Source organism: Brevibacterium sp. Mu109 (assembly GCF_900169375.1).
Taxonomy (GTDB): Bacteria; Actinomycetota; Actinomycetes; order Actinomycetales; family Brevibacteriaceae; genus Brevibacterium; species Brevibacterium yomogidense_A.
In genome coordinates, this window is the sequence record NZ_FXZF01000012.1 from 15,778 (window position 1) to 36,425 (window position 20,648).

Annotated in this window: 17 protein-coding genes and 2 tRNA genes; 7 read left to right on the plus strand and 12 right to left on the minus strand. The window is 66.5% G+C overall.

The genetic code is table 11. The annotated features are described in order from the left end of the window. The first annotated feature begins 272 nt into the window (after positions 1-272). The gene (gene gdhA / locus BSP109_RS08800; RefSeq protein WP_101600082.1) at positions 273-1,616 is read left to right on the plus strand and encodes an NADP-specific glutamate dehydrogenase; all 1,344 of its coding nucleotides are present in this window, start codon (positions 273-275) and stop codon (positions 1,614-1,616) included. Between the two features lie 280 nt (positions 1,617-1,896). On the opposite strand, the gene BSP109_RS08805 is transcribed toward gdhA, so the two are convergent. From BSP109_RS08805 to dnaA, 12 genes are all read right to left on the minus strand, one after another. Next, positions 1,897-1,969, minus strand: a tRNA-Ala gene (locus BSP109_RS08805). Between the two features lie 159 nt (positions 1,970-2,128). After that, positions 2,129-2,202, minus strand: a tRNA-Ile gene (locus BSP109_RS08810). Between the two features lie 108 nt (positions 2,203-2,310). Then, positions 2,311-3,168: a DUF3566 domain-containing protein gene (locus tag BSP109_RS17700; RefSeq protein ID WP_257944617.1), complete on the minus strand. Its 858-nt coding sequence runs from the start codon at positions 3,166-3,168 to the stop codon at positions 2,311-2,313. Further along, positions 3,165-5,738 (minus strand): DNA gyrase subunit A, encoded by a 2,574-nt coding sequence (gene gyrA, locus BSP109_RS08825; RefSeq protein ID WP_374700150.1) that lies wholly within the window; start codon positions 5,736-5,738, stop codon positions 3,165-3,167. The genes BSP109_RS17700 and gyrA overlap by 4 nt, the downstream gene beginning before the upstream one ends. A gap of 149 nt (positions 5,739-5,887) precedes the next feature. After that, positions 5,888-7,903, minus strand: a complete 2,016-nt coding sequence (gene gyrB, locus BSP109_RS08830) for a DNA topoisomerase (ATP-hydrolyzing) subunit B (RefSeq protein ID WP_101600085.1) — start codon at positions 7,901-7,903, stop codon at positions 5,888-5,890. Between the two features lie 254 nt (positions 7,904-8,157). Continuing rightward, positions 8,158-9,297 carry a cystathionine gamma-synthase gene (locus BSP109_RS08835; protein WP_101600144.1) on the minus strand — a complete coding sequence of 380 codons (1,140 nt, stop codon included), beginning with the start codon at positions 9,295-9,297 and terminating at the stop codon, positions 8,158-8,160. A 41-nt stretch (positions 9,298-9,338) separates the two neighbouring features. Beyond that, a complete protein-coding gene (locus tag BSP109_RS08840) occupies positions 9,339-10,361 on the minus strand; it encodes a pyridoxal-phosphate dependent enzyme (protein WP_087003855.1) in 1,023 nt (340 codons plus the stop codon). Positions 10,362-10,411: 50 nt separating this feature from the next. After that, complete coding sequence (locus BSP109_RS08845; protein WP_101600086.1) at positions 10,412-11,134, minus strand: M50 family metallopeptidase; 723 nt, start codon at positions 11,132-11,134, stop codon at positions 10,412-10,414. 46 nt (positions 11,135-11,180) lie between these two features. Next, a complete protein-coding gene (locus BSP109_RS08850) occupies positions 11,181-11,849 on the minus strand; it encodes a DUF721 domain-containing protein (RefSeq protein WP_257944619.1) in 669 nt (222 codons plus the stop codon). After that, on the minus strand, positions 11,846-12,991 hold the full coding sequence (recF, locus tag BSP109_RS08855) for a DNA replication/repair protein RecF (RefSeq protein ID WP_101600087.1): 1,146 nt from the start codon (positions 12,989-12,991) through the stop codon (positions 11,846-11,848). Before recF ends, BSP109_RS08850 begins: the two co-directional genes overlap by 4 nt. A gap of 27 nt (positions 12,992-13,018) precedes the next feature. Beyond that, positions 13,019-14,161: a DNA polymerase III subunit beta gene (gene dnaN, locus BSP109_RS08860; RefSeq protein WP_256970154.1), complete on the minus strand. Its 1,143-nt coding sequence runs from the start codon at positions 14,159-14,161 to the stop codon at positions 13,019-13,021. Positions 14,162-14,822: 661 nt separating this feature from the next. Further along, on the minus strand, positions 14,823-16,475 hold the full coding sequence (dnaA, locus tag BSP109_RS08865) for a chromosomal replication initiator protein DnaA (protein ID WP_257944620.1): 1,653 nt from the start codon (positions 16,473-16,475) through the stop codon (positions 14,823-14,825). Between the two features lie 600 nt (positions 16,476-17,075). Between dnaA and rpmH the strand changes: the two genes are divergently transcribed. The 6 genes from rpmH to rsmG are packed head-to-tail and all read left to right on the plus strand — an operon-like array spanning position 17,076 to position 20,500. Then, the gene (rpmH, locus tag BSP109_RS08870) at positions 17,076-17,213 is read left to right on the plus strand and encodes a 50S ribosomal protein L34 (RefSeq protein ID WP_087003868.1); all 138 of its coding nucleotides are present in this window, start codon (positions 17,076-17,078) and stop codon (positions 17,211-17,213) included. Positions 17,214-17,240: 27 nt separating this feature from the next. After that, complete coding sequence (gene rnpA / locus BSP109_RS08875; RefSeq protein ID WP_101600089.1) at positions 17,241-17,678, plus strand: ribonuclease P protein component; 438 nt, start codon at positions 17,241-17,243, stop codon at positions 17,676-17,678. Next, positions 17,665-18,039 carry a membrane protein insertion efficiency factor YidD gene (gene yidD / locus BSP109_RS08880; protein WP_087003874.1) on the plus strand — a complete coding sequence of 125 codons (375 nt, stop codon included), beginning with the start codon at positions 17,665-17,667 and terminating at the stop codon, positions 18,037-18,039. Before rnpA ends, yidD begins: the two co-directional genes overlap by 14 nt. Before the next feature lie 55 nt (positions 18,040-18,094). Further along, positions 18,095-19,072, plus strand: coding sequence for a membrane protein insertase YidC (gene yidC / locus BSP109_RS08885; protein ID WP_101600090.1), 978 nt, complete (start codon positions 18,095-18,097; stop codon positions 19,070-19,072). Between the two features lie 56 nt (positions 19,073-19,128). Then, entirely contained in the window at positions 19,129-19,845 is a 717-nt protein-coding gene (locus BSP109_RS08890) for a R3H domain-containing nucleic acid-binding protein (RefSeq protein WP_101600091.1), read from the plus strand. A 10-nt stretch (positions 19,846-19,855) separates the two neighbouring features. Continuing rightward, positions 19,856-20,500: a 16S rRNA (guanine(527)-N(7))-methyltransferase RsmG gene (rsmG, locus tag BSP109_RS08895; RefSeq protein WP_180959669.1), complete on the plus strand. Its 645-nt coding sequence runs from the start codon at positions 19,856-19,858 to the stop codon at positions 20,498-20,500. Positions 20,501-20,648: the final 148 nt, after the last annotated feature.

Genomic DNA, 20,648 nt, shown 5'->3' on the forward strand with positions numbered 1-20,648 from the left:
GAGTTCCACTGTTCCACGCTTTCAGATGAAGTCGGACGGCGTCGGCAGACAGCCTGCGAGTCACATGCGCTCCGCATGTGCAGCGCACGGCCAGGCCTGGATGCGTATCAGCCCATAGTAGTGCGGCTCATCTGCCGCGAGCATTCGGCGGGGACACCTCCCTCGTGACGTGTGGAGGGTCTCCTCCCTGCAGAATTTGTCCCCTGTCAGTAGCGGTAAGTACCCTATAGTGGACACGGCTTACGATCGTGCCACCACTCGAAAGGACCCCGATGATCGAATCACCGCTCCAGGACACCTACGACACGGTGATGCAGCGCAACCCCGGCGAACCGGAGTTCCACCAAGCGGTGAAGGAAGTCTTCGAGTCGCTCGAGACACTCCGCGGGCGGCACCCCGAGTACGCCGCCAACAGCATCCTCATGCGGTTGTGCGAGCCGGAGCGTCAGCTCATCTTCCGGGTGCCCTGGGTGGACGACGAAGGCACCGTGCAGATCAACCGCGGGTTCCGCGTCGAGTACAACTCCGCGCTGGGCCCGTACAAGGGCGGGCTGCGCTTCCACCCGTCGGTGAACCTGGGGATCGTGAAGTTCCTCGGCTTCGAGCAGATCTTCAAGAACGCACTGACCGGTCTGCCGATCGGCGGCGGCAAGGGCGGCGCGGACTTCGACCCCCGCGGCCGCTCCGATGGTGAGATCATGCGCTTCTGCCAGTCGTTCATGACGGAGCTGCATCGCCACATGGGCGAGTACACGGACGTGCCCGCCGGCGACATCGGCGTGGGGGCCCGCGAGATCGGGTACATGTTCGGCCAGTACAAGCGCCTGACCAATCGGTACGAAGCAGGAGTGCTGACCGGCAAGGGTCTGGACTGGGGAGGCTCCCTGGTCCGCACCGAGGCCACGGGATACGGCGCAGCGATCTTCGCCGACGAGATGCTCAAGGCTCGCGGATCCTCCTTCGACGGCCGCCGGGTCGGTGTCTCCGGTTCCGGCAACGTGGCGATCTATGCGATCGAGAAGGCGCAGCAGTTGGGCGGCATCCCGGTGACCGCCTCGGACTCCGGAGGCTATGTCGTCGACGAGAACGGCATCGACTTCGAACTGCTCCGACAGATCAAGGAGGTCGAACGCGGTCGTATCCACGAGTACGCCGATCGCCGCGGCGGCGCAGCGCGCTATGTCGCGGGTGGCAGCGTCTGGGATGTTCCGGTGGCCATCGCACTGCCCAGCGCCACGCAGAACGAACTCGACGCCGATGCCGCGCGCACCTTGGCCTCCAACGGTGTGGAAGTGGTGTCAGAAGGGGCCAACATGCCCTGTACTCCCGGCGCCGTCGAGATCTTCCGTGAAGCCGGAATCGCCTTCGGCCCCGGCAAGGCTGCGAACGCCGGCGGTGTCGCGACCAGTGCGCTGGAGATGCAGCAGAACGCCAGCCGCGACACATGGACCTTCGAGTACACCGAGGGACGTCTCGCTGAGATCATGAAGAACATCCACACCAACTGCCTGGAGACCGCTGAGGACGTGGGTCGCCCCGGCGACTACGTCGTGGGCGCGAATGTGGCCGGCTTCCGCCGGGTGGCCAACGCCATGATCGCGCTCGGCGTGATCTGACCACGGCGTGATCTGAGGACAGCGTGTGACGTGAGCAAGTGGGCTGCTGCGCGACTCCGAGGCGGGGTCGCGCAGCAGCCCACTTCGTGGTCCGTGCTCCTCTACTACCGCCTCGCCGAGTGAGTGCAAACCGGTCCGCCAACCGCCCAGAGTGGACCACTTTGCACTCACTCGAAGGACGAGAGGGAGTGTCGACCCGCACATGACGAGAGGCCCCGGCCGGTTTCCCGGGCCGAGGCCTCTCATCTACAACGAGCCACTGTCTCACTAGTTTCTCGAGTGGAGGTAAGGGGACTCGAACCCCTAACCCTCTGCTTGCAAAGCAGATGCGCTACCAATTGCGCCATACCCCCGTGCTGCATCACATCTTACACCTGGTCGGTGTACTGCGCCCACTGCTCCTGCCTGCCGCGGTTGCGGCTGCGGAGGACTCCCAGAGTCCCCGCTGCAAGAGCTGCGGATCCCAGAAGAGCGAACCATTTCTTCACGGCACTCTCCTCCAGATCGATGCGTGGGCCTAAGAGGACTTGAACCTCTGACCTCTTCGTTATCAGCGAAGCGCTCTAACCGCCTGAGCTATAGGCCCGTAGGTTCTTGCGAACCGAGAAGCAACTATACCGACCTCACCCCGCAGAACAAAATCGGCCGGAGCGCGCCTTCCGAGGCATGCTCCGGCCGATCTGCGAGACGCAGCTCAGTCGTCCGTGAGGGTGAGGTGGAAACCGCCCACGATCGACGCTCCGATGTTGTAGAGGAACGCGAACAGCGTCGACAGCGCCGTCATGAGCACGATGTTGACGAGGGCCAGGACGAACGCCGTCGCCATGACCCGTCCCAGACTCACGAGCGCCAGCAGCTGGTCCGCGCTCTCTGCTCCGGCGATCTCCGACAGCGTCGATTCGATGTTGCCCATGACACCGGTCGCCTGCAGCACGAGCCACAGCACCAGCGTGGCCACCAGCATCGCGATCGCGATCGCCAGTGACAGGAGGAACGCCATCTTCATAACCGACCACGGGTCGATGCTCGCGATCGTCAGCCGGACCGTGCGGGGTCCCTTCTTGGACTTCCCGCTCATCTTGACTCCGCCGGACGTGGCCTTCACCCCGCCGGTGCCGGAAGGGCCGGAGCCCACCGGACCAGAACCGCCCGGACCAGAACCAGTCGGACCGGAGCCCGAGGAACGTCCCATCCCCGCAATCGGGCTCGTCCCTGCCGCAGCACCCGACCCTGCACCAGCACCCGACCCCGCTGCCGCGCTGTGCTCCGGGCTCGAGACCGCCGGCTGCGCCCGGGTCTCCGAACCGCCCGCGGAGAGCCGCGTCCCCGTGGACGCAGAGCTCACACGCGTCGGGGCTCCGCTGCTCCCCTGAGCAGACGCCGCCGTACCGGCACCGCCGGTCGGCCCACTGCCCGATCCTGCACCGTCTCCTGGGGACTCTGCAGGTGCTGCGGGCGCTTCGGCTGTGCCGCCGCTGGCGGTCAGGCGCGTCTTGCCCTTGCCGCTGGAGGTGCGGAGGATCTTCCCCGGCTTCTGCTCGTTGTCACTCACTGCTGCTCTTCACCTTCGATGTCGGCGTCCGGCTCGGGCGGAGTCGGATCGGAAAGGTCCGCCTCGACGGCTTCGGCTTCCGCTTCGGAGAGAGGGGCCTCTTCGGCCTCTGCCTCCACCACTTCCTCCGGGCCGCGAGTGACCGCGATGATGCGATCCTTCTTACCGGGCTTCGCGAAGACGACGCCCATGGTGTTCCGACCCTTGGCCGGGACTTCGTCGATGTTCGACCGGACCACCTTACCGCGCTCCATGACGACCAGGACCTCTTCACGCTCGGCCACGATGAGGCCGCCCACGAGGTCCCCGCGCTGGTCGGTGATCTTCGCGACCTTGATTCCCATTCCGCCGCGGCCCTGCAGTCGGTACTCCTCGACCGGCGTCCGCTTCGCGAAGCCGGCTTCGGTCACGACGAACACGTACGTGCCCGGGGTGACCGTGTCCATCGTGAGGAGCTCGTCATCCTCGCGGAAGCGCATGCCGGTGACGCCGGACGTCGCACGGCCCGTCGCACGGATCGTGTCGTCCCCTGCAGAGAACCGGATCGACATGCCCTTGCGGGACACCAGGAGGAGGTGATCCTCCCCGTCGACCAGCCGTGCGGAGACCAGTTCGTCCGGCTTCCCGTCGGCCATCTCCCGCAGATTGACCGCGATGACGCCGCCGGTGCGGTTCGAGTCGTACTCCGCCAGGCGCGTCTTCTTCACGAGCCCGGACTTCGTCGCGAGTGCCAGGAACTGCGCCTCGTCGTAGTCCTTGATCGACAGGACCTGGGCGATCGTCTCCCCGGGCTGCAGCGCCAGCAGATTCGCCACGTGCTGGCCCTTCGCATCGCGTGAGCCCTCCGGCAGCTCATAGCCCTTCGCACGGTAGACGCGGCCCGTGTTCGTGAAGAACAGGAGCCAGTTGTGCGTCGACGTGACGAAGAACTGATCCACCACGTCGTCGACGCGCAGCTTGGCGCCGGTGATCCCCTTGCCGCCACGATGCTGTGCACGATAGAGACCGGACTGCGTGCGCTTGACGTACCCGCCGCGGGTGATCGTGACGACGACCTCCTCCTCGGGGATGAGGTCCTCCATGCTCACGTCGCCGTCGAAGCCCGCCATGATGCGGGTGCGACGGTCGTCGCCGTACTTGTCCACAATCTCCGCAAGCTCCTCGGAGACGATGGAGCGCTGGCGCTCCGGCCTGTCGAGGATGTCCTTGAAGTCCTTGATCTGCTCCTCGATCTTCTGCGCCTCCTCCTCGATGCGGAGGCGCTCCAGCGCGGCCAGGCGGCGCAGCTGCAGGTCGAGGATCGCGTTCGCCTGGATCTCATCGACGTCCAGCAGCTCCATCAGGCCGGTGCGGGCCTCATCGGAGTTCGGAGAGTTCCTGATGAGGGCGATCACGGCGTCCAGCGCATTGAGCGCCTTGAGGTAGCCGCGCAGGATGTGCGCCCGCTCCTCGGCCTTCCGCAGCCGGTAGCGCGTGCGGCGGACGATCACGTCGATCTGGTGCTTGACCCACAGCCGCAGGAACGCATCGATCGACAGGGTGCGCGGCACGTTGTCGACGAGCGCAAGCATGTTCGCAGAGAAGTTGTCCTGCAGCTGCGTGTGCTTGTAGAGGTTGTTGAGGACGACCTTCGCCACTGCGTCCCGCTTGAGGACGATGACGAGTCGCTGTCCGGTGCGCCCGGATGACTCATCGCGCATGTCCGCGATGCCCGCGACCTTGCCGTCCCGCACGTACGACGCGATCTTCGTTGCGAGCGTGTCCGGGTTGACCATGTAGGGCAGCTCCGTCACGACGAGGCACGTGCGGCCCTGGATCTCCTCGACCTCGACAACCGCACGCTGTGTGATCGATCCGCGCCCGGTCCTGTAGGCGTCCTCGATGCCCCTGCGGCCCAGGATCGTCGCACCGGATGGGAAGTCCGGTCCCTTGATGATCCCCATCATCGCCTCGAGCGCCTCTTCGTTCGACGCCTCCGGGTGCGCGAGCAGCCACTGCGCGCCTTCCGCCACCTCGCGGAGGTTGTGCGGCGGGATGTTCGTCGCCATGCCCACCGCGATGCCGGACGAACCGTTCACCAGGAGATTCGGGAACCGGGACGGCATGTACATCGGTTCCTGATTGCGACCGTCGTAGTTGTCCTGGAAGTCGACGGTCTCCTCTTCGATGTCCCGGACGATCTCCATCGCGAGCGGGGCCATCTTGCACTCCGTGTACCGGGGCGCGGCCGCACCGTCGTCACCGGGCGATCCGAAGTTCCCCTGTCCCGCGACCAGCGGGTAGCGCATGACCCAGTCCTGCACCAGACGGACCATCGCGTCGTAGATCGCGGTGTCGCCGTGCGGGTGGTAGTGGCCCATGACGTCGCCCACCACGCGGGCGCACTTCGAGAAGCTGCGGTCCGGTCGGTACCCGCCGTCGTACATCGCGTAGAGGATCCTGCGATGCACGGGCTTGAGCCCGTCACGGACGTCCGGCAGCGCACGGCCCACGATGACGCTCATCGCGTAGTCGAGGTAGGAGCGCTGCATCTCCATGTTGAGGTCGACCTTGTCGACGCGGTCGATCATCGTCAGGCCGTCGGCCTCCGGAGTCTCCGCCGGATCCTGCTCTGGGGTGGGGTTCTGCTCGTCTGCCACAGGGGCTCATCTCTCTTCTGTCACGTGCTGGGAAGGAGGCCGCTCCCGAGGCCCCGGCCGGGGCCTCGGGAACGTGCGCCTCAGATGTCGAGGAAGCGGACGTCCTTCGCGTTCTCCTGGATGAAGCGGCGCCGGGAGTCGACGTCGTCTCCCATGAGGACGGTGAAGATCTCGTCCGACTGCGCGGCGTCGTCGAGGCTCACCTGCTTCAGGAGGCGGTGGTCGGGATTCATCGTCGTCTCCCACAGCTCCTGGTAGTTCATCTCGCCCAGGCCCTTGTAGCGCTGGAGGGCCAATTCCTTGGGCAGCCGCTTCCCGGCGGCGCGACCGGCCGTGAGGAGGCCGTCGCGCTCACGATCGGTGTACGCGTACTCGTGGGACGCGTTCGACCATTTGAGGCGGTAGAGGGGAGGTGTCGCGAGGTAGACGTACCCGCCCTCCACCAGCGGCTTCATGTACCGGAAGATGAACGTGAGCAGCAGCGTCGTGATGTGCTGGCCGTCGACGTCCGCGTCCGCCATGAGGACGATCTTGTGATAGCGGAGCTTCTCGATCTCGAAGTCCTCGCCGATGCCCGTGCCGAACGCGGTGATCATCGCCTGGATCTCCGCGTTGCCCAGGGCTCGGTCCAGACGGGCCTTCTCCACATTCAGGATCTTGCCGCGCAGCGGCAGGATCGCCTGGGTGTGCGGGTTGCGGCCCTGTGTGGCGGAGCCGCCGGCGGAGTCGCCCTCGACGATGAAGACCTCGGAGATCGCGGGGTCCCTCGACTGGCAGTCCTTGAGCTTGCCCGGCATCCCCCCGGCCTCCAGGAGGCCCTTGCGTCGAGTTGCTTCGCGCGCCTTCCGGGCGGCCAGTCGCGCCTGCGCAGCCTGCGACGCCTTCCGCACGACCTCCTTCGCCTGCGCCGGATTCGACTCCATCCAGTGGCCGAACTCGTCGCGGACCACGCGCTGGACGAAGGTCTTCGCCTCTGAGTTGCCGAGCTTCGTCTTCGTCTGGCCCTCGAACTGCGGCTCGCCCAGCTTGATCGAGACGACCGCGGTGAGGCCTTCGCGGATGTCGTCGCCCGTGAGGTTCGGGTCCTTCTCACGGAGGATCTTCTGTTCGCGCGCGTACTGGTTGACCAGCGACGTGAGCGCGGTGCGGAAGCCCTCCTCGTGGGTGCCGCCCTCATGCGTGGAGATCGTGTTCGCGAACGTGTGGACCGATTCCGAGTAGGACGTCGTCCACTGCATCGCGACTTCGAGCGAGATCTGCTGCTCCGTGTCCTCCGACTCGAAGGCGATGATCTCGTCGTTGACGTTCTCAGAGCGCTTCATCGTGTTGATGTGCTCGACGTAGTCCAGCAGTCCGTGCTCATAGCAGTAGGAGATCGTCTTCGGCTTGGCCTGGTCGGCCATCTCCTCGCCGTCCAGCGCGGCCTCGTCGATCTGGATCTCATCCGGATCGACCTCCGCCACCCGACGATCCTCGAGCGAGATGCGCATCCCCTTGTTGAGGAATGCCATCTGCTGGAAGCGTGAGCGCAGCACCTCGAACGAGAAGTCCGTCGTCTCGAAGATCTCGTCATCCGGCCAGAACGTGATCGTCGTCCCGGTCCGGTCCGTCGGTTCGCCCTCGACTATCTCACCCGTCGGCACACCGCGACGGTAGTCCTGTCGCCAGACGGAGCCCTCGCGATGGATCTCCGCGTCCAGACGGATGGACAGAGCGTTGACCACGGAGGAGCCCACACCGTGGAGACCACCGGAGACCGCGTACCCACCGCCGCCGAACTTGCCGCCCGCGTGGAGGATCGTGAGCACGACCTGGAGTGTGGGGACACCCTCTGTGGGGTGCATCGCCACGGGGATGCCGCGCCCGTCATCGACGACCCGCACGCCGCCGTCCTCGAGGATCGTCACCTCGATGTGGGAGGCGTAGCCCGCCATCGCCTCGTCGACGGAGTTGTCCACGACCTCCTGCACCAGGTGGTGCAGACCGCGCTCCGAGGTGGAGCCGATGTACATGCCAGGTCGCTTGCGCACCGCCTCGAGGCCTTCGAGAACGGTGATGTCACCAGCTTCGTAGTGCGGTGTCTCGTCGGCTGTCATGGAACTCCTCGTTCGCGGGCGCGCGGGCGCGCTGCTGTCAGTGGGCACTTGGGTTCGATTCTAGCCTGTCAGAGCACTCTGGGCGCATATCTAAAGGCCATAGAAGGCCGATTTCCCGGATGTGCGCACCGGGAGACGAGGGGAATCTCAGCGACGGGGGTCTGAGGCCCTCAGAGACGATCGTGCGGCCTCCGAAGACGACGACGCGGTGGGTGCTCCGTCCGGAGCCGCCCACCGCGTCGTCGTCGAACTGCTCAGAGTGCGTCGAGCGCCTGCTCCAGATCGGAGAGGAGGTCATCGACCGTCTCGATGCCGACGGAGAGGCGGACGACCTCCTCCGGCACCGCGAGCTCCGTGCCGCGGACGGACGCGTGCGTCATCGCATCCGGGTAGTTGACCAGGGATTCGACGCCACCCAGCGACTCCGCCAGTGTGAAGAGCTGGAGCGACTCCGCGAACTTCCGCGCCGTGGCCCCGTCTGCCAGGGCGAGTGAGACCATGCCGCCGAAGCCGCTCATCTGGGAGCGCGCCAGAGCGTGGCCCGGATGCGATTCGAGGCCGGGGTAGTAGACGGTCCGCACCGTGTCGTGGCGATCGAGGAAGCCCGCGATGAGGCCGGCATTGGCGCTGTGGCGCTCCATCCGGATCGCCAGGGTCTTCAGCCCACGGGTCGTGAGGAACGCATCGTGGGGACCGCTGATCGCGCCGGCCGCGAACTGCTGGAACTCGACCTTCTCCGCGAGTGCCGCATCGCTCGTCACGATCGCGCCGCCCACCACGTCGGAGTGCCCGCCCAGGTACTTGGTCGTCGAGTGGACGACGACGTCGGCGCCCAGCAGCAGCGGGCGCTGCAGCGCCGGGGAGGCGAAGGTGTTGTCGACGACCACCAGCGCACCGGCCTCGTGGCCGATCCGCACCAGCTCCGCGATGTCCGCGACCCCCATGAGCGGGTTGGACGGGGTCTCGACCCAGAGCACCTGCGCGGGCGAGGCCTGCAGGGAGGCCCGGACGGCCTCGGCGTCGGTCATGTCGACGATCCGCAGGTCGATGCCCCAGGGCCCCAGGATCTTGTCGACCAGGCGGTGGGTGCCGCCGTAGACGTCGTTGCCCATGAGCACGGCGTCTCCGGGCGTGAGCGCCGCGCGCAGCAGCGCATCCTCAGCCGCGAGGCCGGATGCGAACGACAGCCCGAACCGACCGCCCTCCAGAGCGGCGAGCTGATTCTGCAGCGCGGTGCGGGTGGGATTGGCACTGCGCCCGTACTCGTATCCGTTCCGCAGGCCGCCGATCCCGTCCTGGGCGTACGTGGAGGACACGTGGAGCGGCGGGATGACCGCACCCGTCGTCGGATCGTGGTCCTGTCCCGCACGGATCGCCAGGGTGTCGAACCCCATGCTCGCCGCGCTCTGCGCGCCTTCTGCGTGGTTCTGCTCAGTCACTGTGCTGCTCCTCCTTCTGCGGCGTCGGCCGCACTGCTCGCAGTCTGCGCCGCGATGTCGTCTGCGCTCATGTGGCCTCGCTCGACCATCCAGTCATCGTGGAAGACCTTGGCCATGTACCCGCGGCCGGAATCCGGCAGCAGCACCACGACCACCGCGTCGTCCGGCAGGTCCCGCGCGACGCGCAGGGCCGCGACGACGGCCATGCCGCTCGAGCCGCCGACCAGGAGCCCCTCCTCGCGCGCCAGCCTGCGGGTCATCGCGAAGGACTCCGCGTCCGTGACCGTCTCGAAGCCGTCCGGGATCGTGGGGTCGTAGGTGTCCGGGATGTAGTCCTCGCCCACGCCTTCGACGTCGTAGCCGAATGCTTCGCCGCCGGCGTAGATCGAGCCGTCGGGATCCGCGACGATGACGCGCACCGCCCCGTCCGATGCTTCCTTCAGGTACCGTCCGGTGCCGCTGACTGTGCCGCCCGTGCCCGCGCCGACGATGAAGTGGGTGAGCTTCCCCTCCGTGTCCCGCCAGATCTCCGGACCCGTCGATTCGTAGTGGCTGCGCGGTCCGTTCTGGTTGGAGAACTGGTCGGGCTTGAAGCCGCCGGGGATCTCGCGCGCCAGGCGGTCGGACACGGAGTAGTAGGACTGCGGGTCCTCGGGTGTCACATTCGACGGGACGACGACGACCTCCGCGCCGTATGCGCGCAGCACCGCCCGCTTGTCCTCGGAGACCTTGTCCGGGCACACGAAGACGCACCGATAGCCGCGCTGCTGCGCGACGAGTGCCAGGCCCACTCCCGTATTGCCGCTGGTCGGCTCGACGATCGTGCCGCCGGGCCTGAGCGCACCGGATTCCTCTGCCGCGTCGATGATGTTCACCGCGATGCGGTCCTTGACGGAACCGCCCGGATTGAAGAACTCGACCTTCGCGAGGACGGTGGCGCCGACGCCCTCCGTCACGCGGTTGAGGCGGATGAGCGGGGTGTCGCCGATCAGATCGGTGACGCTGTTGGCAAAGCGCATGTGGCTCCTCGTCGGGGATTCGTCGTTACCGAGCATAGGCGGAGACCCCCTCATCGTGTCGCCCAGACCAGCAGACCGACCGGCGCCAGCGCGACGATCCAGAAGATGCCGATCCAGACGAACGCGGGCAGCGGGGTGAGGCGGCCCAGGACGGAGGCGTCGGAGTCGCGGGCCCGGCGACGGATGTGGAGACGGCTGAGGTTCGCGATCGCACGGACGCCTCCGGCCCATTCGAAGAGCCCCGCGATGAGGAGCACGAGCACGCTGACCGGTGCCGGCGCCCAGAGGAGGAGCGCGGCGGTGCCCGCGATGCCCGCCAGGGTCGAGCCCACCGCGATGATCCCGCGCATGAACAGCAGTGCCGCGACGGACACGCCCAGGAGGACCGCCACCGCCGCCGTCGTCCAGACCGCGTCGCCGGTCGCCCAGCCGGCGGCCGCCGCACACACCATGAGCGCGCCCACCAGGGGCGGGGCCGGGTAGCCCCAGAAGCTCGTCCAGGCGACGGAATCGGACCGGCCGGTCGACGTCGTGAGTCCCGAATGATCGGCATTCACACGAATGCGCATCCCGGTCCGGCCGCGCAGTGCGCCCGCGAGCGCATGGCCCAGCTCGTGGATCATCGTCACCCACACTCCGGTGACCCGCCAGATCCCGCTCGGCACCACCAGGACGCCGGCGATGACCGCCGCTGCGGCCACGATCGCCCACAGCTCATGGCCGGCGAGCCGGTCCAGCAGACCGACGCCGAGGCCCTCCAGACCGTCCGTCACACCGTCACCTCTCGATCAGCACACCCGGGCCGCATCCGCGAGCGCATCAGCCCCACGTATCCCGCGGTCCCCGTCCCCGCACACTCTTCCTCCCGCGGGTGAAGGAACGCTGAGCGGGTCCATGGATCTCGATGTCCTCGACCACGCGACGGCCGATCTCGCGCTCGATCTTGTCGAGCAGTCCGTCCTTCAGGATCTTCAGCTGCGTCGCCCAGGTGGTCGAGGAGGTGCGGACGACGAGGGTGGGAGGATCGAACCGCTCGACGGTGCAGTTCGCCGCGATATCCCGTCCCACCAGGTCCGACCACCTGCTCGTGACCTGCGCGACGTCGAGGCTCGTCTCCCACCCCCGCTTGTGCGCGAGCTTCGTGAAGAGGCCCGCCAGCGGTCGGGGATCCCGGGCATCGTGGCCCGAACCGGTGTAGGCGACTCCGCCGGCACCGCGGTCCGCCGCGTCTGCCCGTCCATCCTGCCAGCGCTTCGAGCTGCGCCACGATCCTGCACCTGCGCGCGGTTCGATGTCCGCCATGCGGCGCACGCGGTCGAGTGCGTCGAGCGCGGCACCGGACAGCGGAGCACGGGTCCGGTCGACGGAGCCGAGGCCGCCTCCCGCATCGGGAATCGGGACGCCGGGGACCCGTCCGCTGGTCATCGAGCCGCTGGGTTCCGAGCCGCTGGAGCCCCGTCCGCCCTGCCCCGTCCTCTGGTGCGTCATCGGGGGCTCGCCACGGTCGTGAGGTCGACGGTGCGGCCCACGAGCTCCTGCGGGATCTCCGAGCCGACCGCTGCGGTGATGAGCACCTGCTCTGCCTGCGAGACCATCTTCGCGAGCCGGGAGCGTCGCCCGGTGTCCAGTTCCGCGAACACGTCATCGAGGACGAGGACGGGCTGATCGTCCGGATCACGGGAATCCTCGCGGAGCAGGTCCCAGCTGGCCAGCTGCAGGGCGAGTGCGAGGGACCAGCTCTCGCCGTGGGACGCGTAGCCCTTCGCGGGGACGTCTCCGATGAGCAGTTCCACGTCGTCGCGCTGGGGACCGACGAGCGTCAGGCCCCTGTCGATCTCCTTCGCCCTCCGGGTGAGGACTGCCTCGACGATCACGTCGACCGCGCGCGGGACGGCGTCATCCGCATCCGGGTCGATCGTCGAGTAATCGATCCGCGACCGGTACTCAGCGGACGCCAGCCGCCTCGATTCCCTCGCGTCGGCGGCCAGAGTGGAGAAGTGCTCTCCGATGTGGGGTGCGAGGTCCGACAGCAGCCGGCGGCGACCGACCACGAGTGCGGCAGCGGCCTCGGCGAAGGCGCGATCCCAGATGTCGAGCGTCGCTTCGAGACCGGGATTCGGCTGCTGCCTGAGGCTCTTGAGCAGGGCGTTGCGCTGCCGCAGCGCCTTCTCCGCATCGGACAGCACGCCGGCGAAGCGCGGGTTGCGGGCGACGAGCAGGGAATCGAGCCAGTCGCGGCGCTCACCGGGGTCGCCCTTCACGAGTCCCAGGTCCTCAGGCGCGAAGACGACGCACGGGACGAGGCCCAGGATCTCCCGCACGCGGACTCCGGTGCGGTTGATGCGTGCTCGGTTGGCGCCCTTGGCCCGGATCGTGACCTCAGCCGTCACGTGCCGCTCGCCGCGATGTGCCTTCGCGGACACGATCGCCTGCCCCTCACCTGCACGCACCAGCGGCAGGTCGTGGGGCACCCGATGGGAGCGCAGGCGGGACAGATATCCGATCGCCTCGACCAGGTTCGTCTTCCCCCAGCCGTTGGGAGCGACGAATGTGGTGACCCCGCGGTCCAGATCCAGATCGAGTGAGTCGTAGGACCGGAAGTCACGCAGGGCGAGTCTGCTCACCCACACGCAGCGACCACCTCCGAACCGGGTGCGTCAGAAACGGATGATCGGCATGAGCAGGTAGCGGTACGAATCATCGTGCTCGCCCTCCTGCTCCTTCTGCCCCGTGATGACGACGGACTTCTTGGGCTCTGTCATGGAGAACCTCACGAAGGGGTGCTCGATCTGTGCGAGTCCCTCGGAGATGAAGAGGGGGTTGAACCCCGTCGTGATGTCCCCGCCGTTCATGGTCGCAGGCAGCGACTCCGACGCCTGCGCATCATCGCCGGCGCCTGCACGCAGAGTGACGGTGCCCTCGGCGAACTCGAAGCGGATCGGGGTGTTGCGCTCGGCGACCAGTGCCACGCGGCGGACTGCCTCGCGCAGCGCAGAGGTCTCGACGACGGCGGTGATCGGTGCGTCCTTGGGGAACAGCGAGCGGACCTTCGGGTAGTCGCCCTCGATGAGCAGCGACGTCGACTCACGGCCGTTGGCGGCGAAGGCGAGCATCTCCTTGCCCCCGGACTCCGACAGGGCGATCCGGATGTCTCCGCCCATCGACTTCGCTGCGTCCGCCAGCGTCTTGCCGCGGATCAGTGCGTTGCGCGTGATGTCCGGAGTCGACGGGGACCAGGTGAACTCACGCACCGCGAGTCGGTAGCGGTCCGTTGCGAGCAGTGCGACGCGGTCGCCCTCGATCTCCACCCGCACGCTCGTGAGGATCGGCACCGTGTCGTCCTTCGACGTGGCGATCGAGACCTGCGAGACCGCGTGCTGGAACTCCGAGGCGGCGACGGTGCCGGTGGCCTCCGGGATCGCCGGCAGGGACGGGTACTCGTCGACCGGCATCGTCATGAGGGAGAAGCGCGAGGAGCCGCAGGTCAGATCGACCTTGCCGCCGTTGAGCTCGAGCGTCACAGCCTGGTTGGGCAGCGCCTTCGAGATGTCTGCGAGGAGTCGTCCGGAGACCAGGAACGTCCCCGGTGCCTCGACCTCTGCACTGAACTCCGTCCGGGAGGAGACCTCGTAGTCGAAGACGGCGAGTCGGACCGTTCCGTCCGCTTCAGCCGTGATGAGGACACCCGTGAGGACCGGGGAGGAAGGACGCTGAGGCAGAGCCTTGGTCGTCCAGGTGACCGCCTCTGCGAGCACATCGCGCTCGACTCGGAACTTCACTTGCTCGGATGCTGCGTTCACGACACTCCTGCGGTTCGCACTGAGGACTTCTGACGGTGGGCGAGAGCCTGTCGACCAGACCCGCTGACATGCGGACGGGCAGGAATGCACTCTACCCCACGCTGAGAGGAGGGCGCACCGCGGTCAGGTGGCTCTACGGCGTGGTCCGTTGACATCCCCATCCGGGCATGCTTTCAGCAGCGCTGCGGGTGAGGACCAGCCACGCTTGGGGTGAGGACGCGAGGCTGGCGTGCGCGGAGAGGTGTTCGGGGACGTGTGCTCGGTCGAGTTCGAGGAGACGTCGTTCGAATAGCCCCGATCACTGCTGTGCAGATCTGCACAGCAGTCACCTCGATATTATCGTGCGATAAGCGAATGGTCTTGCAGAGTCGGTGCAGTGCGCGGTGAACCCCCTGAATCGCAATGAGTTGAATAGGTAGTCAGTAGTAGGCACTGTGGAAACTGTGGATAACTCCATCGGATCGCCGCCTGCTGGCGGATCTCAGCCGGTGTGAGCAGGTGGATGGAGTGTGCACGGTGAGCACCTCACCGGTGCATGCCTGTGTAATCACATCGCTGTGACCCACAGGCATCACCAGGCGAACGCGGATCCGTCCCCCGTGCGGTCCACGTGCTGAGCGGCGTTTCCCACAGCGTTGTCCACAACTGTGTATTGCTCATTTCACAGTCGATGCTGCTGTTTGATGCGATTCGTGAGTTCGGTGACCTGTGTGTACAGAGCACGGCGCTCCGCCATCTGCGTCTTGATCTTCTTGTTCGCGTGCATGACCGTGGTGTGGTCGCGCCCGCCGAACTCCTGGCCGATCTTCGGCAGCGACAGATCAGTCAGTTCGCGGCACAGGTACATCGCGATCTGTCGTGCGGTGGTGAGCGTGCGCGAACGGCTCCCGCTCTGCAGGTCCTCGATGGACAGGGAGAAGTACGACGCCGTCTGGCCCATGATGTCCGCCGCGGTGATCTCCGGAGTGTCGTCCTGGGTGATGAAGTCCTTGAGGACCGTCTCCGCGAGGCCGACGTCGATTACCTGATCGTTGAGGTTGGCGAACGCGGTGACGCGGATCAGCGCACCCTCCAGCTCGCGGATGTTCGACGACACGCGGCTGGCGATGTACTCGAGCACATCCGGCGGCACGTCGAGCTTGTCCGTGAACGCCTTGTTCCTGAGGATGGCGAACCGGGTCTCGAGGTCCGGCGGCTGCACGTCCGTGAGCAGACCCCACTCGAAGCGGGACCGCAGACGCTCCTCGAAGCCCTTCAGCATCTTGGGCGGCTGGTCCGCGGTGATGACGACCTGCTTCTCCTCATTGTGCAGAGCGTTGAACGTGTGGAAGAACTCCTCGATCGTCGCGTCCTTGCCCTGGAGGAACTGGATGTCATCGATCATGAGGATGTCGACCTCACGGTAGCGGCGCTGGAACGCCGGACGCAGCGTGTTGGACGTCGTCTGCGATCCCACCGTGTTGATGAAGTCGTTGACGAACTCCTCGCTGGACACGTACCGGACGCGGATCTCCGGGTAGAGCTGCTGCGAGTAGTGCCCGATCGCGTGGAGCAGGTGGGTCTTACCCAGTCCCGAATCGCCGTAGATGAAGAGGGGGTTGTACGCCTTGGCCGGAGACTCCGCGACCGCGAACGCCGCTGCATGGGCGAAGCGGTTGGAAGCGCCGACGACGAAGGCGTCGAACGTGTACTTGGGATTGAGCAGACTCGAGGAGCTCTTGCCGTCCGGTCCGTGGGGAGCGGGGGTTCCGGTGTGCGAGAAGGGCGCTGGGGACGAGCCCGAGGTCCACTGCTGCCGGTCACCGGGCGCCGGTGCCGGCGCGGGGGTGGGGTGACTGGGTACGTCGGCGTGAGGTGGGGCCGCCGAGGCGACCGCAGCCTCGGCCTCCTGGCCTGCGTTCGGTGTGGGAGCCGGTGCGGGAGCCGTACCTGTGGTGGCGTCGTGACCGAGGGGCCCCGTGTCCGTCGCGTCGTGCGGTGCCGTGGGCGCCTGTGGCTGTGCCGGTGCGGGAACGGAGGCGACCGGTTCCGTCGGCGCCTCGGTGTAGGCGGTGCCGACTGCGATCGCGAGGTTCACGTCGTGGCCGACGACCCGCCCGAACTCGCGGGTGAGGGGTTCGCGCAGGTCCGTCTCGAGGTTGCGGCGGTGCAGCTCCGAGGGGACGGCGAGGACGTAGATCGAGTCACCGATCATGCCCTTGGGCATCGCACCCGTGAGGAAGCCCTTGTGCTGCTTGAGGATGGTCGGATCGTTGAGCAGATTGGTGAGGACCTGCGTCCATATCTGCTCCGGATCGTTCTGTGTGGAGTTCACCCTCGTCCTTCCGACGTGCATGACCGGCGTGTCATTCCCCAGCCCCCGTCGCCCACAGGTGTGGAAGAGCATCCGAATGACGTCCACATAGTTTTCCACAGTTTGTGCATAGCGACCACGTAAGTCCCGGAATCATCCACATCGGTGGACAACCATGTGGAAATCACACGCGTGTTGTTTGTGGACGCCGTTGTTCACGCAGCGTGTGCACAAGGTTGTGGGCAGAGGAATCGACCGTTCCGACCACCATTCGGCGTGTCGGCGTCATGTGGGCGCCGGCTCGATGACACCGGGGAGTCGGACGCGCGACACCGGACGTCCATGTGGGGGCGGATCGGGCCCATGTCAGGACACATCGGAGTGAGCGTCGTCACTGATCCGCGTCGTGACGGGCCGCGGTTTGACCGTCGAGAGAGGGCGCCTCTAGGATGGGGTGTCCTGTGTTGCGGGCTTGTACCCCGGTGTGTGCGCACTTCCCTGTCCTCCCTCGACGCAGGAGTGGGCGGCCGAGCGAATCGTGAAAGCGCTGGATTCGGCCTGCATCCCGCCTCAGTGGAACCACACGTCAGCTGTGTCTGACGACGATCGATGGAGTGAGAAGTGAGCAAGCATACTTTCCAGCCGAACAACCGCAAGCGCGCCAAGACGCATGGCTTCCGCCAGCGCATGAGCACCCGCGCCGGCCGTGCGATCCTCGCATCGCGTCGCCGCCGGGGCCGCCGCGCCCTGTCCGCCTGACCGCACGCCGGTTGAGGCCCCACCACCGTGCTGCCTCGTGAGAACAGGCTCCGTGCTCCGGCCGACTTCCGCACTGCCTTCCGTACAGGTGTGAAGGGGACCAGCAGTCACGTACTGGCTCACGTGGCCCACACACGCGAATCCCACGCCCCGCGCGTGGGATTCGTCGTTTCCAAAGCCGTGGGGAACGCGGTGGTCCGCAACCGGGTGAAGCGCCGTGCGCGCGCGTGGGCGGCCGGGCAGCTGAAGGACCTCCGGACGGGAGACCTCCTGGTGATCCGGGCGCTGCCCGCAGCCTCGGACGCGGACTACGCAGCGCTCACACGGTCCCTCGATCGCGCGCTGCGCACCGCCCGCCGGCGGCTGCGGAAGCGGGATGAGGAGACCACCGGGATCTCGGGTGCGGAATCCGGCGCCGGCGATCGGACCGAGCAGTCGGCCGGAGCCTCAGATGCGCTCCGGTGAGGACACCGAATCGTCTCTGCCCGACCCGCCAGCGGGTCGCGCGGCTCGATTCGGCCACGTGCTGCGGATCGCACCGCGGATGCCGTTCGTCTGGTTCATGCGCGCGTACCGTGTGGTCATCTCCCCGCTCTATGGTGATGTGTGCCGCTACTATCCCAGCTGCTCGAAGTACGCTCTAGATGCGTTCGAGGTGAAGGGTGCGGTGGCGGGCATGTTCATGGCGGCATGGCGAGTGCTCCGGTGCAACCCCTTCACCCGCGGTGGTGTCGATCACGTCAAGGGTTCTGTGCTCGAGCGCCGCAGCGCGGAGATCTGGGGGCAGGACGGCCCCGCGAACAATGGCAGAATGTACAACCGGTAAAGACTTCATGAGGGTCGTGGACGCGAAGATCGTGCCAGGGCCGAGGAGAGAGTGAATGGGCTTCTTCGATACGCTGCTCTACCCCCTGCGATGGGTGGTCGCATGGATCCTCGCGCTCTTCCATGAGCTGCTGACGTTCCTGAGCCTCGACCCGGCCAGTGGTCTCACGTGGGTCCTGTCGATCGCCGGGCTCACCCTGGTGGTCCGCGGTGCGCTGGTTCCCCTCTTCGTGCGCCAGATCAAGTCGCAGCGCAAGATGCAGATGATCCAGCCGGAGCTGCAGCGCCTCCAGAAGAAGTACAAGGGCAAGAAGGACCAGTTCTCTCGACAGGCGATGGTCGAAGAGCAGCAGGCGATGTTCAAGAAGCACGGGACCAGTCCGTTCGCATCGTGCCTTCCGCTGCTCGTGCAGATGCCGATCTTCCTGAGCCTGTTCCGCGTCATCAACAACGTCCCGCAGATCGCGACCGGGGAGATCGACCCGGTCGGCGGCATGACGCGGGATCTTGCGGAGCAGATGGACCAGGCGATCGTCCTCGGCATCCCGCTGTCCTCCTCCTTCCTCACCGGTGACTGGTGGGTCAAGGCCGTCACCGCTGTCCTCATCGTCATCATGGCGGGCACCCAGTTCTGGACCCAGCGCCAGATGATGACGAAGAACATGTCCGACGCGGCCATGGACAACCCGTTCATGCAGCAGCAGAAGATGATGCTCTACCTGATGCCCGTGGTCTTCGGCATCGGCGGCATCTACTTCCCGCTGGGCGTCCTCATCTACTGGCTCGTGTCGAACACCTGGACGATGTTCCAGCAGATGTTCGTCATCCGGAGCATGCCCGCGCCGGGCTCACAGGCTGAGCGCGACCTGATGGAGCGTCGTGCACGCAAGGGCAAGTCCCCGCTTCCCGGTGCCGAACCCATCGCCCTGAAGGATGAAGCCGAGGCTGAGGACAAGCCTCAGGCGAAGACCAGTGGTCAGCGTCCGCAACCTGTCAGCGCGAAGCGCAAGAAGAAGAAGCGCAAGAAGCGTTAGATATGAGTGTGACCGGGTCGCGCACGGGCGATCCGATACGACATGGAGGAACGACGATGAGTGACTCGACGGAAACCACTGGATCCCCGACGACTGACAACGGCACGACCGCAGAGCAGGCGGAGGTCGTCGACTCGGCGCAGGACTCGACTGCGGCTGATGCGGCGCGGAACAGCGCGGAGACCACCGCGCAGGGCACGGCAGAGAGCACGGCGGAGGGAAGCACGGCGAGCACCGCGGAGCCGTCCGATGGCACCGCGGTGAAGGATGACAGCGCCGACGCTGCGTCCTCGCGCCCCAGCCGTACGGAGCTGCTCGAGGAGGAGGGCGATATCGCCGCGGACTACCTCGAGGAGCTGCTCGACGTGACGGATCTGGACGGCGACATCGACATCGATGTCGCGGACGGGCGCGCTCAGCTCGCGATCCTGAACGACGACGGCGACGACGGCCTGGACGTCCTCGTGGGTCGCGATGGACAGGTGCTGACTGCCCTGCAGGAGCTCACTCGCCTCACGGTGCAGGCGCAGACAGGGCAGCGGTCCTGGCTGATGCTCGACATCGACGGCTACCGGGACCGCCGCAAGGACGATCTGCGGAAGGTCGCGTCGGAAGCGGTCGAATCCGTGCAGAGTGAAGGACGGACGGTCTCCCTCCGTCCAATGAACAGCTTCGAGCGGAAGGTCGTCCACGACGTCGTGGCCAAGGCCGGTCTCCGATCAGAGTCCGAAGGCGAGGGCGATCACCGCCATGTCGTCGTCCACCCCGCCTGAAGGACGCTGCATGTCTGAAGAGATTGATGAGGGAGTCGAGCAGAGGCCGGCCTATGCGGAGACCCTGTTCGGGGACCGCGTGGAGCTCGCGGACCGCTACGCTCAGCATCTTGTGACCACGGGGGTCGAATGGGGCCTGCTGGGCCCTCGTGAGCTCCCCCGCGTGTGGTCACGGCACATCCTCAACTGCGGAGCCGCAGCATCCCTGCTGGAGACCGGCGACGTTGTCGGCGACATCGGATCCGGTGCCGGTCTCCCGGGGATCCCGTGGGCGCTCGCTCGTCCTGATGTGCGGATCGTCCTCATCGAGATCATGGAACGCCGTGTGGAGTGGCTTCGCATGGTCGTCGACGATCTGGGTCTGGAGAATGTCCGCATCGTGCGCGCACGCGTCGAGGAGCTGGTGGACGACGAGATCTTCACTGTCGTCACGGCGCGTGCGGTGAAGGCGATGACGACGCTCATCGAATGGTCGGTGCCGATCCTGGGTCCGCAGGGGCGGATCCTGGCGATCAAGGGCGCATCGGTCGATTCTGAGCTGGAGAACGCGGCGCGGCTGATCCGCAAGCGCAAGCTCGTGGGTCCGACTGTGCACACAGTGGGCGCGGAAGAACTCGAGACGCCCACAACAGTGGTGGAGCTGCGTCGCCGCTGAGTAATCGTATGCGGGGTGGAACACCCACTGTCTGATTCGAACGTGAGTTCTATACAGTGACCGCGCGACGTGCCGGTGTCTTTCGCCGAACGCAGACGGCATAGAGTGAGAGCCCCGCGGGAACGCAGACGTTTCACGTGGAACGTCG

Excerpts from the sequence above, each read along its gene's own strand:
- BSP109_RS08850 (WP_257944619.1), bottom strand. The coding sequence starts at position 11,849 with ATGACGCACCAGAGGACGGGGCAGGGCGGACGGGGCTCCAGCGGCTCG.
- BSP109_RS08840 (WP_087003855.1), bottom strand. The coding sequence starts at position 10,361 with ATGCGCTTTGCCAACAGCGTCACCGATCTGATCGGCGACACCCCGCTC.
- yidD (WP_087003874.1), top strand. The coding sequence starts at position 17,665 with ATGCGCTCCGGTGAGGACACCGAATCGTCTCTGCCCGACCCGCCAGCG.
- rsmG (WP_180959669.1), top strand. The coding sequence starts at position 19,856 with ATGTCTGAAGAGATTGATGAGGGAGTCGAGCAGAGGCCGGCCTATGCG.
- BSP109_RS08890 (WP_101600091.1), top strand. The coding sequence starts at position 19,129 with ATGAGTGACTCGACGGAAACCACTGGATCCCCGACGACTGACAACGGC.
- yidC (WP_101600090.1), top strand. The coding sequence starts at position 18,095 with ATGGGCTTCTTCGATACGCTGCTCTACCCCCTGCGATGGGTGGTCGCA.
- gyrB (WP_101600085.1), bottom strand. The coding sequence starts at position 7,903 with ATGACAGCCGACGAGACACCGCACTACGAAGCTGGTGACATCACCGTT.
- BSP109_RS08835 (WP_101600144.1), bottom strand. The coding sequence starts at position 9,297 with ATGGGGTTCGACACCCTGGCGATCCGTGCGGGACAGGACCACGATCCG.
- gdhA (WP_101600082.1), top strand. The coding sequence starts at position 273 with ATGATCGAATCACCGCTCCAGGACACCTACGACACGGTGATGCAGCGC.
- gyrA (WP_374700150.1), bottom strand. The coding sequence starts at position 5,738 with ATGATCGACCGCGTCGACAAGGTCGACCTCAACATGGAGATGCAGCGC.